Raw genomic sequence first — 16,196 nt, forward strand, 5'->3', positions numbered from 1 at the left:
CGGCTGTACGCAACATCGGCGAACTAGCCAAATCACTGTGGGAGCGAGCTTGCTCGCGATAGCGGCCTGGCAGTCACTTCATCGGTGGCTGGCATGCCGCTATCGCGAGCAGGCTCGCTCCCACAAGTTTGCGGCCTTAACTCATCAAGCCGACTTTGCGCCCTGAAGCAGCGAGCGCGCACGTTTCGCCAGCTCGGTTCCGTCAGTTTCGGGTGACTGGTCAACCAGCGTGGCCAATGCCTGTTGGTCCTCGGCCGTAGCGTCAGGGTGCTCGCACAGTTCGACCAGCGCTTGCAGCTCCAGCCACGGTGCTTCCTGGGCGCGAGCTTCTTCAACTGCGCGCCGCACCGCAGCGATGCCGGCGTCGGGCTGACCCTGTGCTCGCGAGATCGCTGCCTCCAGCAGCAATAGCTGTGGCAGGTATACGCGCTCGCCCAGCTCCTCGCCCACCCGAAATGCTTCCTGCAGCTCGACTTGCGCTGCGGTGCAATCACCGGCGAGCAGCAGCGCCTCGGTGGCGTAGCCGAGCACTTCGCTGGCACCGGAGCGCATTCCAAGCCCGGTGTGCTCTTCATACGCCTCACGGATGCGACGGTAGCCGTCGCGCGGTGCACCGTTGCGCGCGTCGGCCCAGCCGCGCCACCAGCGACAAGCCGTTCGCCCCAGTGCGAGCGAATACTCATCGACCAACTTCTGCATGTCGTCAGCCAGCGCAGCTACACGCAGATGGTTCCCCAGCCGCACCTCGATCAGCACCTCCTGCCAGGCAGCGACCAGCCACGTCATAGGCTGGCGAAGCGCTTGCGCGCGGGTTCGCGCCCGCTGCATGTGGGCCCGGCCTTGCTCAACCAGGCCAGAACGCACGAGTTCTATGGCCAGCATACCGTGCAGCATGACCTGAGGATCGACCGCAAAGACCTCATTCGTCCCGATGTCCAGCGGCTCGGCGATCGCGAGGGCGCGCTCTAGCCAACTGCGGGTTGTCTGCGTGCGACCCTGGAGATGGTGCACCTCGCCCTGCACGATGCACGCCACCAGCATGAGCGCTGGATCGTTCGACTCGCACGAGAGGGCTTCGGCGCGTTCCGCCACCTCCAGCGCCAGCGCATAGTCGCCGCGCAGACCGAGCAGATAGCCGAATCCGTGCAACAGGCGACCGCGCATTGGATGCCCGGGTACATTCGTTAGCCGCGTGTACGCGCGTTCGAACGCGTTCCTGGCTTCGCTGCCGACACCGAACGTGTGGAAAGCCGACACCCCCTGCAGTGTGGCCAAGGTAATTTCGAGCGCATCGCGCTCCATCCCTTCTGGTGCCTGCCGCAGCAGGACCAATGCGCGCTCAGTGAGGCCGATGCACAAGGCCGGGCTGAAGTGCAGCAGCGCGGCTTCTGCGGCCTCGGCGTAATAGCGCAGCGCGATCATCGGCTGCCGAGCCCGGTCGAAGTGCGTCGCCAGCTCCGAGGCAGCAACCGGCACGCCGGCCATGCGCTCACGTTCGAGGGCAGTGCCAACCTGGCGATGGAGGTGGGTGCGCAATGAGCGCGACGTGCGGTCGTACAGTACCTGGCGGAAGAGGGCGTGCCGAAACGAGTAGGGTTGCTCCACCGTCTCCTCAGGTTCGGCGGCCCGCGACCGCGTAAGCCACACCTGCTCGCGCACCAGTTCCTCGCAGGTGTGGGCCACAGAAGCGAGGTCGCGTTCGAGGGCCAGCGAAACCGTCTCAACCCGGAATTCGACTCCGCATACCGCTGCCGCCGAGAGCAACGCATGCTGCTCCGGGCCGAGCCTGGTGATGTAGTGATCAATGATGGCCGCGAGGTTCTCGGGAACCGCCATCCCCGCCAGCCGGGCCTCGATGGTGGCGTCGTCGTCCGTGGTGTCCATCACTTCGCTGATGACTGACGACACGAACAGCGGCACACCGTCGGTGCGCTCATGCAGGGCACGCACGAAGGTTTCATCGCGGGCCAGAGAGGCCGAACGCAGCGCGACATAGTCAGCGACCTCGGTTTCCGAGAATGGATCGAGCACCACTTCCTCGCACAGACGTTGCAGGCGCAGTTCGTGGCGCAACGAGTTGAGCGGATGATCGAGCGCCACCACCTCGGCGACGCGGAAGCTCGCCAGCCACATAAGCCGAGTGCGGCCGCGTCGCCGCGCCAAATAGTCGATGAGCTGGACCGTTGCCCGATCGCTCCAGTGCAGGTCTTCGGTTATCAGCAACAGCGGTCGCTGCTCGGTGTAGCGGTCCAGCAGTTCACCCATTTCCCGCAACATGCGATCCGGACCGATGCCGGCAAGCTCGCGCCGCAACGCGTCTCGCTCTTGCGCGGTGCTCAGCCACGGCAGTTGCAGCAACCAGGTCGGCGCCACGGCGCGCATCAGCGTCGGCAGGGCAGGGTCGCTGCGGCACAGATCGGCCAACGCCTCCAACACCGGCAGGTACGGCTCGCCGGTGCCGTAGTGCTCCACGCAATGGCCGCGTGCGCAGGCAATGCCGCCAAGGCTGGCGAGGAAATGCTCGATCAACGTGGTCTTGCCAATCCCCGGTTCTCCGGCAAGCCAGAGCACTGCACGTTGCCCGCCGTAAGCCCGTTCCCATGCCCGATGCAGCCTTGAGAGCTTGTCGATGCGACCAATGAACGGCGGTGATGGATGCACGCCGAGCGACGGCACCGCCGCGGATTCAGGCGGCATCGAAGGTGCAGGGGAGGGCGTGGCGATGAAGCGATAGCCGCGCCGCGACACAGTCTCAATGAAGCGGGGCTGCCTGGAGTCGTCGCCCAGCACCTTGCGCAGATCGCTGATGGCCGTCTTCAGCACGGAATCGCTGACGAACCGATGCCCCCACACGGCATCAAGCAAGGCATCCTTGGTCACCAGCGATCCGGGTTGGCGTGCAAGTGCGCACAGCAGGGTGAAGGGCGTTGGCGCCAACGGCACGGTTTCTCCGTTACGTAACAAGCACGCGTTGGCCTCGTCGAGCTCGAAGTCGACGAAACAGAGCTGGACCGGGTTCGGATGGGACTGCGGACGCGCCACGTTGGATTCCTGAAGTCTAAAACATGGGTGTGCCCTCGTGAGGCATGGCACGTGGTCACTCCAATAACAACGCTGATCGGCTCAGAAGCCAAGCCTCACCGGTCGGAAACTGGCCCTCGGCATAGCTCACATGGCCTCATCACGGTGCAGTAATGATCCTGGAAAATTAATGACAAAAATATCAATATTGAAATATTCCTCAATATTACTTACCTTCACCTTGCCTGACGATGAGATCTCCACGTCTCACGACTTCAATCACAACAAGGGCTCGAGATGAACAACAACAAGAAAGCTACCGAACTACCTCCCACCGCCGTCGATGTGCTGGTCGTCGGTAACGGTCCGGTAGGGGCGACAATCGCGGCGCTGCTCGGCCGCTATGGGGTAAAGACACTGGTATTGGACAAGACCCATGAGGTCCTGCTGATGCCCCGCGCCATTGCTCTGGATAATGAGGCGCTTCGCATCCTGCAACTCGCCGGATTGTCGGAAGACGCTTTCGAGAAGATCGCTATCCCTGAAGTGAGGATGCACTCCCCGGTCCTCGGGCAATTCGGTCGGGCCAATACCGCGGGGTGCATCGACGGCCATCCCAAACTGGTGACTTTCTATCAACCCGACCTCGAACACGCGATGCGCAGCCAGGTTTCCCGGCTGAAGACAGTGACCAGCCTGGGAGGATTCGAGCTCGAGAACCTGGTCGAGGAATCAGATTGTGTCGTCGCCACCGTACGGGGCGATGATGGCCAGACGTATCCCGTTCGCGCCCAATACCTGGTAGGTGTGGATGGCGCAAGCTCCAGGGTCAGGGCACTGATTGGCCAGGAATTCGAAGGACAGACCTATGGTGAGGATTGGCTGATTGTCGATGCCAGGAACCGGCATAAGTCAGCCATCGATCACGTTGAGTTTATCTGTGATCCACGGCGTCCAACGCCGCACATGCCCGCTCCCGGCGGAAGGGAGCGTTGGGAGTTCATGCTACACCCGGGCGAATCCCGGGAAGAGCTGGAAAGCTCCGAAAGCATAGCCCGACTGATCGCGCCATGGATCAATCCGCAAGAGCTGGAAATCGAGCGAAAGGCGGTGTATCGGTTCCACGCGCGCTGTTGCAACAGATTCAGCAAGGGACGCGTCTTTCTCGCGGGAGATGCAGCCCACATCACCCCCCCTTTTGTCGGGCAAGGTCTCGTAGCGGGACTGCGCGATGCAGCCAATCTTGCCTGGAAACTGGCCTGGGTCCTTCGCGGCCATGCCGCGCCTGCAATACTCGATACCTATGACGTAGAGCGTCGCCCCCATGCCCAGGCGATGATCAATCTGGCCAAACTCATGGGCCGCCTGGTGATGCCGAGAAACAAGGTCGCAGCGTTCTTCATCCACGGCCTGATGCGCACGCTGGCGTTGACTCCCGCTACCAGAAAGTACTTCGAGCAGCTGGACATCAAGCCAAAGAACATCTTCAAACAGGGTCTGTTCGTGCAGCATCGCCGTGGCGACAAGCTGGTTCGTGGCAGTCTGTTTCCCCAAGCCTGGGTTCGCAACATGCAACAGCAGATCCAACTGAGCGACGATGCTCTTGGAGCCAACCTGACCCTGGTTGGATTCGGTGTTGACCCGTTGTCACTGCTGACTGCTGCTCAGGTCGTTTCCTGGGACAAAATGGGCGGCCACTTCTTGCAGATCGGACCCTGCGGCCAGCGCTCCGACGGCGGTTGCGACTTCATCGAAGACCTGAACCATGGCATCCTGCCGCTGGCTGCCAAAGGCACGCTGGTTGCGGTTCGCCCCGACCGTATCATCATGCACCACGCCCCAGGCGTAGAGGCAGGCAGTCTCGTTCGAGACTGTATGGGCCTGTTGGCTAGCGCCGACGCCACAGCCGATAGCGTTTCGATTACCATTAACGAGCCCCCTCGATTAAGAGCCTGAAGATGCCTTCCCCCACTTTTCCTTCAGAAGCAACTGAACAAGAGCCTCTCACTCGGGGGCACAAGAAGCGTGAACGCACCCGTCGCGGCCTGGTGGATGCGGCATTGCGTCTTGTCGCACGTAAGGAAGTGGGGGAGATTGCACTGCTCGATGTCGCCTCGGAGGCCGCGGTATCCAACGGCACCATCTACAACTATTTTCGAACGCGCGACGAAGTACTCGAGGCGGTTGGCATCGCCATGGCGAGTGAGTTCTCCGATGCCATTTCCGCCCTGAGTTCGGGCGTGCACTGCGGTGCGCAGCGGCTTTCGATTGGTGTGCGCATGTTCATATGCCGGGCCGCGTACGACCATCAATGGGCCAACGCACTGCTGCGCATCATCCATTCCGATCAGGCCATGCGCTCGCGCCTGGCTGCTCATGTGCTGGGCGATCTGCGTGAAGGTCTGCGCGCGGGGACTCTCGCTTACGAGGACGAAGGGATTGCCCTGGACATGGTCGTATCGTGCACAACCGGAGCCATGCGCTCGGTTGTCGAAGGGCGTGTAGTGGCGGAACATGACCAGCGGGTCGCCGAGATGATTCTCAAGGCTCTGGGCGTAACACCTGCCAGAGCCAGGAAAATCGCCGGTAAGCCGCTACCCTAGTCCTGATGTCATCATCGGCCGGCTAAACCCGGCCAACCCATTGCCGATAGTTCTTCGCCTGGCGACGAGACTTCAGCTGATTGCCGATCAATGCCATGAGTGGCGACGTCCTGGGTTTTGTCCGTTTCCCTTGACTCAGCAAGCCGAGCTGCTTCTTGATCACCGACGCCACTGCAAGCGATGCCAGCGCCTTGTTCTTCCAGCGGACGACGATGGGCTCCACTTCGGTGTCCTGACCTGCCATCCACTGGCTTGGCAGGGTCGGCTCGATTGCCAGCGCGGTGGCAAGCCCCACCATCGACACCGAACCGCTCACCACTCGCTGCGCCACCTCCTTTCTACGCACGCCGCCGGTGACCATCAGCGGCATGTGCGCTACTTCTCCTATTTTCTCCGCGAATTCGAGAAAATACGCCTCTCGAGCCAAGCGGCTGCCATCGCGGGTCTGCCCCTGCATTGCCGGGCTTTCGTAGCTGCCACCCGACAACTCGACCAGGTCGACCGCCTTGGCGTTAAGCATTTCCACCACGCGAGCCGCATCCTCGGCATCGAAACCGCCGCGCTGAAAGTCGGCGGAATTGAGCTTCACAGCAACGCAAAATATAGGTGCTACTCGCTGACGTATTGCATCGATGGTTCGCAGGAGAATTTGCGCACGATTTTCCAGGCTGCCACCCCAGCAGTCGTTACGCTGGTTGGTCAAGGGCGAAAGGAATTGGCTGAACAGGTAGCCATGCGCTGCATGAATCTCCACGCCGGTGAATCCGGCACGTTCTGCCAACACCGCCGCTTGGGTATAGCGCTCAATCAGTTCCTCGATCTCCTGCTCATTCAAGGCCCTGGGTGGCACAAAAGCTTTTGAGAGGCCGGGGATATCGACCGCAACGGCGGAGGGGCCTCTTGCCGGTTGCCCCATTGAAGCCAATAGCTGCCGTCCAGGATGATTGATTTGCATCCAGGCCTGAGCTCCGCGACAGCCGCAAGCATCGGCCCACAGCCTGAATTTGCCCAGGTTGCGATCGTCCTCAAGCACCACGCCGGCGGGTCCGGTCAAGGCGTGGCGATCAACCATGACGTTGCCAGTGATGATCAGACCGGCACCACCCTGCGCCCAGCGCCGATAGAGCTTGACCAGTGCTTCCCCAGGAGCGTGATCCTCATCGGCAAGGTTCTCCTCCATGGCAGCCTTGGCGATTCGGTTTGGAATCACCGTGCCGTTAGGCAATCGAAGCGGTTTGAAGAGCTTTGAGCCGGTCATGTTCTGTCCTTCAGCTGATGAGAATTCGGCCAGCCCGCGCAGGGCTTGATGTGCCGAGAAGGCAAGCCTGAAATACAACATAATTGAACATGCGTGTTCAATTATGTCAATGGCGTAGGATTTTAATTGACCTGGCTTAAGGCTGATTTTAAGGCAGATCAACCTACACGTTTAAAAATATGGTTGACGGAAAATGAACACAGGTGTTCAATCGCTTCATGAGGTAATCCTGGAGAGAGAACCGTGGAATCCCTGAATCCAACACAGCGCCGCATTCATCAAGCCGCCTTTCGCCTGTTCGCTGAAAGAGGCACCTCCCAAGTGAACATCCTTGACCTCGCGCAAGAGGCAGGCGTGGCGCGCGGAACGGTCTATAGCAACATCGACAGCATGGAAAGCCTGTTCGAGGCGGTCGCCAGCCATCTCGCGAAGGAGATGCATGAGCGCGTCAACAAGAGCTTCAATTCCCTCTCCGATCCGGCTCAGCGCCTTGCCAATGGCATTCGGTTCTTCATTCGTCGAGCGCACGAAGATTCACAGTGGGGAGCATTCATCCATAAGTTCGCCATGAGCAATTCTTCGTTACGCGAAATGTTTAGCAGTCAAGCGACTACGGATCTTCTGAGCGGGCTTTCCAATGGGCGCTACCAGTTTGCGCAGGAGCAATTGCTCTCAGTACTGACGTTGATATCGAGCAGCGTCCTGGGCTCGATTTTCCTGGTTCTGGAAGGGCACAGAACGTGGCGCGAATCGGGATCTGACACAGCGGAACTAGTGCTGCGGGCATTGGGTGTGCCTCTCGAGGAGGCTAGAGCGCTGGCAACCAAAGAGTTACCGGTACTTCCTCCTCTCGACTGAGCGCGGTAACCGACTCAACAAAAAACGCCCCTGGAATTTTCAGGGGTTCGGGGATCGCTTTGCCCTGAAAACTGGAAAACAAGAACAATGAATAACAAAAATGAAATGCCCCGGTTGGCAACACAACAGCCTGTCCGGCATCCGCAACCGACGGTTAAAGCCCAAGGCCTGACTCACCTGATCTTTCAACGGCCAGACTTGAATGAGGCGGCGCATTTCCTGACAGACTTCGGCCTGACCGTCAGTCATCAGAACGCCGAAACGCTCTATCTGCGCGGCACTGAACCGGCACCCTATTGTTACCGTGTCCAGCGTGCAGAAAATGCATGCTTTGTCGGGTTCGGGCTGGCAGTCCAATCGCTCAAGGATCTGGAAAAGCTGACTCAAATTCCAGGTGCGTCATCGATCGAGACATCGACACATCCTGGCGGCGGGCATTACCTCAGACTGACCGATCCTTCAGGGTTTACCGTCGAAGCAGTTTGTGGCCAGACGTCAGGTAAAACCCTGGCACACAGAGCCCCACTTCCTTGGAATCTGGCGCAAGAGCAACCGCGAATCAACGCCACACAGCGTCCACCGATTGCACCGCCTGAAGTAATCAAACTTGGTCACATCGTAATTGAGGTGGCCGACTACCAAGCGACCTGTGCCTGGTATACCCAGCATTTCGGGTTTATTCCCAGCGATGTGCAGGTACTCCCCGACGGCACTCCCATAGTCGCCTTCATGCGCCTTGATCTCGGTGAAACGCCCGCGGATCACCATACGCTCGCGATCGCGCAGGGGTTCATGGCGACCTACAGCCATAGCGCCTATGAAGTTGTCGATGCAGACGCGGTGGGCATGGGGCAACGGGTCCTGCGAGAGCGGGGTTGGGAGCACTCATGGGGAATCGGTCGGCACATCCTGGGCAGTCAGATCTTCGATTACTGGCAAGACCCTTGGGGTGATAAGCACGAGCACTACTGCGATGGGGATATTTTTACCGCCAGGCAGCCTACGGGCATACATCCCGTGAGTCCCGAGGCAATGGCGCAGTGGGGGCAGCGCATGCCCAAGAGTTTCACAAAACCCAAGATGAGCTTGATCAATCTGCGAGCACTGATCCGTAACCTGCGAAGCAGCCCGGACTTAACCATTCGCAAGTTGATAACGCTTATGCGGATGTTCGGGTAGAGCTGCCGTCATGTCGGGCAAATCTACTCGGTATGGCCGGCGAGACGTGCTCAAAGCCGGCGCTTTGATCGCCGGCGGTTCGTTGATCTACAGCATCGTCAGCCCACCCACAGAACAACACCTCAGTTCTCGTGCCACCGAGCTCGGGACAAACGCCGCTCCAGGAGTGCCTTCAATGTCTGCTGTACACGTAGTCCGTTTTGAATTCGAGAACGGTATCCATTGGGGCGTGCTACGCCAAGGCCGTATCACGGTTGTCCCAGGTACTTTCGAAACCACCGGTGACTTCATTCGCCAGAACAGTATCGACGACCTCGCTCAACTGAAAGGCCCTGAGCTGGAGGAGGGCGAAGTAAAGCTGCTGTCGCCGGTGACCCGTAACCAGCAGTTCCTCTGCCAGGGCGCCAACTATCGTCAGCACATGATCGAGTCGGGCATGGACCCGGATGCGAAGAAATTCAACATGATCTTCACCAAGGCGACGAGTTGCCTGGTAGCGGCTGACAGCGACCTGATCAAGCCGCGCACCGTGCGCTTTCTCGACTACGAAATTGAACTGGGGCTGGTGATGAAGCGCGCGATCACCGGCGCTGTTTCTATCACCGACGCCAATCTGCATGAGTTCATTGCTGGCGTCGTCATAGTCAATGACTACTCGGCGCGTGACATTCAGATTCCCCAGATGCAGTTCTACAAGGGCAAGAGCTTCCGCACTTTCGGTCCGGTCGGTCCGTACCTCTGCCTTCTGGATGCCACGAGCATTCATTACCTGAAAGAGCTGCAGCTGCGCCTGACGGTCAACGACCAGGTGCGACAGAACGACAGCACGGCCAACCTGGTTTACGGTCCGGCTGAAACCCTTACCGAACTCTCCTCAGTGCAGGATCTCGCCGCTGGCGACCTGATCGCTACCGGCACTCCCGCGGGCTGTGCGCTAACGATCCCTTCACCTGCGAAACAGCGCATTGCGGCCCTGATGCCAGAAGCCACCAAGTGGAAGCTTTTCCTCAAGGCGCAGGAGGGCCGGACGCAGTATCTCAATCACGGTGACGTGGTCGAGGCGCGCATTCGCAGCGCCAATGGTGTGGTCGACCTCGGTGTGCAACGCAACCGAGTCGTGGGGGAAGCCTGATGGTTGTGCAGACCCTGGACGACATCGAAAGTCTCGAACGAGTCCCCTTGTCGGAGCGTGGCCTGGCTTGCAGCACCTATGACGCGCTGCGACAAGCTGCCGAGCGCACCCCCCAGTCACCGGCGCTAAGCTTCTTCGCCGATGCCGTCGATTTCAAGCGCACCTATGAGTGGAACTACTCCCAGCTCTTCGCGGATATCACCCGCGCGGCAAATGCCTTCCATGACCTGGGCATAAAACCGGGTGAGGTGCTGGCCTTCATCCTGCCCAACCTGCCGGAAACCCATTTCACTATATGGGGCGGGGAGGCGGCGGGCATCGTCATGGCGATCAATCCTCTGCTCGAGGCCAGGCAGATGGCTGGCTTGCTGAATGCCGCGAAGGTATCCGTGGTGGTAACGCTTGCACCGACTGCGGGCAGTGATCTGTGGCCCAAACTGGCTTCGCAGCTGGATCAGCTACCCACGGTCAGGTCTGTCGTTTGGGTCAGCATGGAGCCCTATGTCGCCGAACCTGTGTGTGGGGTTCGAAAGGCCGCGGCACTGAAGGAGCGAGACTTACACAGGGGTATCGCGATCCACGATTGGCAATCGCTGATGAATACTCAGCCGCACACACACCTGAAAAGCGGTCGGCAAATCCGCCAGGATGAGTGCTCCTCCTACATCTGTACTGGCGGCACCACCGGGCTCCCCAAGATCGCCGCGCGTACCCATGGTTCGGAAGTATTCAATGCATGGGCTGTGTCCGCTCATTTGCAGCCACGCAGTGGTGGTCAGGTTATCTTTTGTGGCCTGCCGCTATTTCATGTCAATGGACAACTGGTGACTGGACTGATGCCTTGGACTCAAGGCGACCATGTGATCCTCGGGACGCCCCAGGGGTATCGTGGCGAGGGAGTGATCCCGCGATTCTGGGAGATGGTCGAGCACTTCGGTATCAACCTCTTCTCCGGCGTGCCAACTGTCTATGCAGCACTTCTGCAAAATGAATGGCAGGGCCGCGACCTGTCCAGTCTTCGCTTTGCAATGTGTGGCGCCGCACCCATGCCGGCTGAGCTTTTCCGAGAGTTCGAGCGCCGGACCGGGGTAAAGATCCTTGAAGGTTACGGTCTTACTGAGGGCGCCTGCGTCTCCTCAATCAATCCACCCCATGGCGAGCGCCGTATCGGCTCCATCGGGATACGGATCGCCTACCAGAATATGCGCGCGGTCTTGCTCGATGACTCTGGAGAGTACCTGCGCGACGCTGATGTGGATGAGACCGGCCTCATCACGATCAGTGGTCCGAATCTCTTTGAAGGCTATCTGGAGGAGCGTCATAACCAGGGCCTCTGGATCGATATCGACGGTCAGCGCTGGCTGAATACGGGCGACTTGGGTCGCCAGGATGCACAGGGTTACTTCTGGCTGACCGGACGCAAGAAAGAGTTGATCATCCGCGGCGGCCACAATATCGATCCCAAGCAAATCGAGGAGGCACTGCAGACGCATCCCGCCGTCGCCCTGGCCGCTGCGATCGGCAGCCCCGACGCCTATTCGGGCGAGGTGCCGGTCGCCTACGTTCAACTGCGCCCCGGGCACACCTGCAACGCTGAAGAACTTGAGTCGTTCGCTCAACTCAACATCAGCGAGCGGGCTGCAGTTCCCAAGCGCATTGAAATCCTCGAAACGTTGCCTCTGACTGCCGTGGGCAAGATATTCAAGCCCGCCTTGCAGCAGCGCGAGATTGCCAGGGTAGTCCAGCAGGAAGTGGAGCGCCTGTGTCTGCAGGAGATTGCGGTAGACGTGGTGCAGGATGGTCGTCGCGGGCTAGTCGCATGCATACGGGCCGGGGCCGATGAGGAAAACCTGGCCCGCCTTCTGGGTCGCTACAGCTTTCAAGTGGAGTGGCTTAAGTGAGCCCGAATTTGCCACCGTAAGCCCAACAAACATGCCGTGGTGCTGTTCCGCCAGGGCCTTTGCACAACTTCGGTCAACTTGAACTGGCACTGACAAGTGCACAGGAAGGCGAAGCCTTGCCTGCGTGCAACCAAAAAAATAATAAAGAGGTGGAAAATGAAACTGAATAGTCGTGCGATTCCTTATTTCTCCGCTCCGCGAGCAAGTGCTGCCTGGATCAAGTTTACCGGCGCCATTGCAATACTCACCGCCTCAACAACCGCGGGCGCCAATGGCATTGCCCTTAATGAACAGAGTGCAAGCAGTGCGGGAACTGCTTATGCGGGGAGGTCGTCTTCTGCGCTGGACGCCAGCACCATCTTTGGAAACCCAGCGGGCTTGACCAAGTTGAAGCGTAGTGAGATTTCCGGCGGAGTCGCGGTCGTCTCGGTGAGCGACGACATTAGTGATGCACAGAGCAGTGCCTCAGGAACGAATAAGGGGGACTCGGTACCTTTGGGGGTCGTGCCCTTCGCCTATATGTCGACGCCACTTGATGATCGTCTTTCGATTGGTCTGGGCCTCTATGCTCCGAGTGGCCTGATCAATGATTACGAGGGCTCTTTTCAGGGCCGCTACCATGGTTCCTATAGCACGACCAAGGAAATAACCCTGCAGCCCACCATTGCCTATCGGATCAATGATTACGTGTCCATTGGTGGCGGACCGACCATAAACCGTTTCAATGCAAAGCTTCAGAATTACCTGGCCACCGGCGCCCTGAACAATGGCGAGGACACACTGGTGACCATCAAAGACGATGACACGGCACTTGGCTACAACGTCGGCATCCTGGTTGACTTTACTGAGGCTACCCGTTGGGGGATTAACTATCACTCGAAGGTGGACTATGAACTCGAAGGGCATACTGAGGTTTCCGGCTCCCCGAGCGTTATCCCGCTGGACGGAAAGTATGACAACAAGATAGACCTCACTATGCCCGAATCAGTGGACACGTCCATCACCCATCATTTCAATAGTCGCTGGACGGGATACCTGGGGACCACCTGGAAACGTTGGAGCCGGATCAAGAAGGTCGAGGCAGTCAACAGCGGTCTTTCCCCCTTGGGCCAGGCGGCTGGCCTGGGACGTGTGACCGAAGAAATGAACTGGCGCGACACTTGGGCCACCGCAGTTGGCGCCTCCTGGCAATTGAACCAACAATGGCTACTGCGCGCAGGCTACGCCTATGATCCGTCGCCCATCAGAAATGCCGATCGCAGCGTGCGCGTTCCGGTTGGGAATCGCCAGGCCGTGACCTTGGGCGGTGCTTATTCGCCGAACCCCGATCTGACGATAGACTTTGCTTATGGTTATCTCTGGGATTCCAAAGTTTCCGTAAAACAGTCGAACAACTCCGGTCTTCAGCCTGAATACAGTGCCAACTACGAAAATAGTGCGAATGGAGTTTCAGTTCAGGCAACCTATCGGTACTAAACGACAGAACTAAAATTTTAATAGAGTCCATTTGCACAAGCCTTCCGCCTTTAATCGATAGGCAACTATCCCTATGGGCGTGATGCAACTCCGCCTGTCAATCAGCACCAACTGCCGTGAATACTTTCGCGGTAGTTGGTGAGTTGTCGGCAATAACCCATTCGAGAATGTGCCGGTCGATTTGCAGGTACCGTCACCTTCGATGAATCGCTTCATGATCGCCCCCGGCAAAAAATACTCAAGGGTAAGAGACGGTTGTTGGCCGCGCTTTGCCAATCGTCACTGGCTGCTTCACACTCTGAGGAAGTCAGTCAACCTTGATCAAGGTTCTTGAGCACCGCTTCTCGCTGTTTCTATCGGACCCACTGGTCCAGTTTAATTCGTCGTCTAGCTTGGGAATGCCAAGATACGGGCTCGGCTACATGACGTTAGGTGCCAAGGAGACATCATGACGGTCAAGCGTATGGACAACGTCGGCATCGTTGTAGCGGATATTGACGCCGCCATTGAGTTCTTCACCGAACTTGGCCTCGAGCTCGAGGGGCGCGCCCCAATCGAAGGAGACTGGGCAGATGGCGTCACTGGATTGCGCGACATGCGCGTCGAGATTGCCATGATGCGTACGCCGGACGGTCATAGCCGGCTAGAAGTGTCCCGATTCCTCGCACCACCTGTTGTCGCCGATCACCGCAGCGCCCCGGTGAACGCTTTCGGTTACCTACGTGTCATGTTCACCGTGGAGGACATCGACGACACGCTCGCCAGGCTCCACAAACGCGGTGCGGAACTCGTCGGCAAAGTGGTCCAGTACGAAGACACGTATAGGCTCTGCTACATTCGGGGTCCCGAAGGAATTCTGATCGGGCTTGCCCAAGAGCTCGGGTCGCGCGCTTAACGGTAGGTCATGGCCGATTTCTGCCGCTGGCGAAGGCTGGCAATCGGCCCAAAGCGGGCGCACAGACGCGTCTCTGGACTCCGGGCCGTTTTACTTGTCCGTAGGGTTTGTCGCCGATAATGGCCGCGCGCTCCATCTTGCGATGACAGGGCGGATAGTCCATCACGGCATAGTGTTGGGTGCAGCGGTTGTCCCATATCTTCACGTTGAGCAGTTCCGCGACGATGGCACAGGTCAGTTGTTCGACTCGCATGGCGTCTCCGTTTCGATGCTTTATCGCCGGACCGTGGGCGGGGCAGGTGAAATCGTGCCTTGATACACGGTGGCGTTTTTTATTGTTGATCCAGTCTTTGCGGGTTCGGTGAGTGGGGATACGCGTGCCCGGCATGCGTTCCGGCCCGATCAGCAGAGCGATTGCGGCCCTAAGGTAGATTGTTCGAGAGCGCCGTCATGGGCATTGCGGGACAAACTCTTCGCGTGTTGGGACGCCGGACTGTTTCTGCGCGCTGCGCCACACCGCCGGCGGCATGCCGAACTGGTTGATGAACCAGCGGGTAAAGGAGCTCGCCATGGTGAAGCCAAACATGTCGGCAATATGGCTCAGCGAGTGGTTCGGGTTTTCCAGATAACGCAGTACCAGGGCGCGGCGCACATCGTTGATCAGGTCGCTGAAGGCACAGCCGTGGTCCTTGAGGCGACGTTGCAGGGTGCGCACGTTCATGCCCTGGGATTGGGCGATCTGCTCGATGGTGGCGCGGCCCATGGGCAACAGCAGGTAGATGGCCTTGCGCACTTCGAACAGCGTCGAGGTGCTCTCGGGGCTTTGCAGCGAGTCAAGGTAGCTCTGGGCATGACGGGCCATGGTCGGGTCGGCATTGAGGTTGATCATATCGAGGCTGGCGGCAGGGCAAACGATGCCGTTGAACTCGCTGCCGAATTCCAGGTTGCAGCCGAACACGCGCCGATGCAGGTACAGGTTGTCCGGCGGCTGGTGCATGAAGTTGACGCTGTAAGGGCGCCAGTGCGAGCCAAGCAGGGCCGAGCACAGACCGAACGTCACGCCGACGGCCAGTTCCGTAGCCTGGCGACTGGGCATCGGCGACTCGGTGACCATCTCTTCACGAATGATCACCATCTTGCCGCACTCTTCAACGAAGATGGCCAGCGAGTCGTTCATCAGATGACGGTAGCGCACCATCACCTGCAATGCTTCGCGCAGGGTGCGTTGATGACTGAGCAGCAGGCTGACCACGCCGAAGTCCGAAAGCTGGCGCGACTCGGCCATGCTCAGGCCGAAGGTCTGGCAACCGCTGGCGATGGCCGAATCTTCCAGCAGACGCACGGCGGCATCGATGGGGATGCGGGATTCGGGGTCTTGCAGCTGAGCCTTGTTCAGGCCTGCGACTGCCATGATGTCGTGCGGGTCGAATCCCAGGTCCTGGGTAACTTCCAGGTATTTGGTCAAAACGGCGGCGCGAACAAGCGTGGGCATCTGTAGGACTTCCCTCGGCTGATGGTGACGTTTCATTGAAGATGTGTTGCGCGATCAGGCGCTGTTCTGACGACCTTTGAGTTGCTCTCGGGGCGATCCCGGTGGAGAACTGCAAGTAGCGCGATCAGATTCAGGATCGTATTTTTTGCATCACCATCGAATTGGTTGCTGGACCCGAATTCACCAACCGCTGGAGCCATCAAGGATCCAGGATCCTGTACGGTTTACGTGTATCCGGTAGATGTTGCGGCCCCCATCAACAGGGCAGGGGCCACAGACCCATAGTAGGCTGCACGAGAGCGATGCAATGAGCGTTGTGGGACATAATCTTCGCGTTTTGGGACGCTGGCGGCGGTATGGCGGGGGCAGAAACGTGGGGGG

At 59.1% G+C, this 16,196-nt stretch carries 11 protein-coding genes and 1 pseudogene; 8 read left to right on the top strand and 4 right to left on the bottom strand.

From position 1 onward, the window contains the following. Positions 1-144 precede the first annotated feature (144 nt). Entirely contained in the window at positions 145-3,042 is a 2,898-nt protein-coding gene (locus tag KGB28_RS22470; protein WP_223447937.1) for an AAA family ATPase, read from the bottom strand. A 276-nt stretch (positions 3,043-3,318) separates the two neighbouring features. Between KGB28_RS22470 and KGB28_RS22475 the strand changes: the two genes are divergently transcribed. Together KGB28_RS22475 and KGB28_RS22480 are read left to right on the top strand one after the other, a co-directional pair. Continuing rightward, a complete protein-coding gene (locus KGB28_RS22475) occupies positions 3,319-4,977 on the top strand; it encodes a bifunctional 3-(3-hydroxy-phenyl)propionate/3-hydroxycinnamic acid hydroxylase (RefSeq protein WP_223447938.1) in 1,659 nt (552 codons plus the stop codon). Positions 4,978-4,979: 2 nt separating this feature from the next. Then, the gene (locus KGB28_RS22480; RefSeq protein ID WP_223447939.1) at positions 4,980-5,624 is read left to right on the top strand and encodes a TetR/AcrR family transcriptional regulator; all 645 of its coding nucleotides are present in this window, start codon (positions 4,980-4,982) and stop codon (positions 5,622-5,624) included. 22 nt (positions 5,625-5,646) lie between these two features. Here KGB28_RS22480 and KGB28_RS22485 read toward each other — a convergent pair whose 3' ends face one another. Beyond that, positions 5,647-6,882, bottom strand: a complete 1,236-nt coding sequence (locus KGB28_RS22485) for an NADH:flavin oxidoreductase/NADH oxidase family protein (protein ID WP_223447949.1) — start codon at positions 6,880-6,882, stop codon at positions 5,647-5,649. Positions 6,883-7,125: 243 nt separating this feature from the next. Here KGB28_RS22485 and KGB28_RS22490 point away from each other — a divergent pair, with 243 nt between their 5' ends. The 6 genes from KGB28_RS22490 (at position 7,126) to KGB28_RS22515 (ending at position 14,323) form a co-directional block, all read left to right on the top strand. Next, entirely contained in the window at positions 7,126-7,740 is a 615-nt protein-coding gene (locus tag KGB28_RS22490) for a TetR/AcrR family transcriptional regulator (protein ID WP_223447940.1), read from the top strand. Positions 7,741-7,827: 87 nt separating this feature from the next. After that, the gene (locus KGB28_RS22495; RefSeq protein ID WP_223447941.1) at positions 7,828-8,919 is read left to right on the top strand and encodes a VOC family protein; all 1,092 of its coding nucleotides are present in this window, start codon (positions 7,828-7,830) and stop codon (positions 8,917-8,919) included. A 175-nt stretch (positions 8,920-9,094) separates the two neighbouring features. Beyond that, positions 9,095-10,051 (top strand): fumarylacetoacetate hydrolase family protein, encoded by a 957-nt coding sequence (locus KGB28_RS22500; protein ID WP_223447942.1) that lies wholly within the window; start codon positions 9,095-9,097, stop codon positions 10,049-10,051. Beyond that, positions 10,051-11,952: an acyl-CoA synthetase gene (locus KGB28_RS22505; protein ID WP_223447943.1), complete on the top strand. Its 1,902-nt coding sequence runs from the start codon at positions 10,051-10,053 to the stop codon at positions 11,950-11,952. The genes KGB28_RS22500 and KGB28_RS22505 overlap by 1 nt, the downstream gene beginning before the upstream one ends. Before the next feature lie 156 nt (positions 11,953-12,108). Then, on the top strand, positions 12,109-13,428 hold the full coding sequence (locus KGB28_RS22510; protein ID WP_223447944.1) for an OmpP1/FadL family transporter: 1,320 nt from the start codon (positions 12,109-12,111) through the stop codon (positions 13,426-13,428). 448 nt (positions 13,429-13,876) lie between these two features. Next, positions 13,877-14,323, top strand: a complete 447-nt coding sequence (locus KGB28_RS22515) for a VOC family protein (protein WP_223447945.1) — start codon at positions 13,877-13,879, stop codon at positions 14,321-14,323. A gap of 100 nt (positions 14,324-14,423) precedes the next feature. On the opposite strand, the pseudogene KGB28_RS22520 reads toward KGB28_RS22515, so the two are convergent. Then, positions 14,424-14,531: pseudogene (locus KGB28_RS22520) on the bottom strand (taurine dioxygenase); the annotation flags it as partial. Positions 14,532-14,771: 240 nt separating this feature from the next. After that, positions 14,772-15,815 (bottom strand): AraC family transcriptional regulator, encoded by a 1,044-nt coding sequence (locus KGB28_RS22525; protein ID WP_223447946.1) that lies wholly within the window; start codon positions 15,813-15,815, stop codon positions 14,772-14,774. Between the last annotated feature and the right edge of the window lie 381 nt (positions 15,816-16,196).

This window comes from Pseudomonas sp. BF-R-19 (assembly GCF_019956445.1).
Taxonomy (GTDB): Bacteria; Pseudomonadota; Gammaproteobacteria; order Pseudomonadales; family Pseudomonadaceae; genus Aquipseudomonas; species Aquipseudomonas fluorescens_BH.

Coding starts and splice junctions, on each gene's coding strand:
- KGB28_RS22475 (WP_223447938.1), top strand. CDS start 3,319: ATGAACAACAACAAGAAAGCTACCGAACTACCTCCCACCGCCGTCGAT.
- KGB28_RS22480 (WP_223447939.1), top strand. CDS start 4,980: ATGCCTTCCCCCACTTTTCCTTCAGAAGCAACTGAACAAGAGCCTCTC.
- KGB28_RS22485 (WP_223447949.1), bottom strand. CDS start 6,882: ATGACCGGCTCAAAGCTCTTCAAACCGCTTCGATTGCCTAACGGCACG.
- KGB28_RS22495 (WP_223447941.1), top strand. CDS start 7,828: ATGAATAACAAAAATGAAATGCCCCGGTTGGCAACACAACAGCCTGTC.
- KGB28_RS22500 (WP_223447942.1), top strand. CDS start 9,095: ATGTCTGCTGTACACGTAGTCCGTTTTGAATTCGAGAACGGTATCCAT.
- KGB28_RS22505 (WP_223447943.1), top strand. CDS start 10,051: ATGGTTGTGCAGACCCTGGACGACATCGAAAGTCTCGAACGAGTCCCC.
- KGB28_RS22510 (WP_223447944.1), top strand. CDS start 12,109: ATGAAACTGAATAGTCGTGCGATTCCTTATTTCTCCGCTCCGCGAGCA.
- KGB28_RS22515 (WP_223447945.1), top strand. CDS start 13,877: ATGACGGTCAAGCGTATGGACAACGTCGGCATCGTTGTAGCGGATATT.
- KGB28_RS22525 (WP_223447946.1), bottom strand. CDS start 15,815: ATGCCCACGCTTGTTCGCGCCGCCGTTTTGACCAAATACCTGGAAGTT.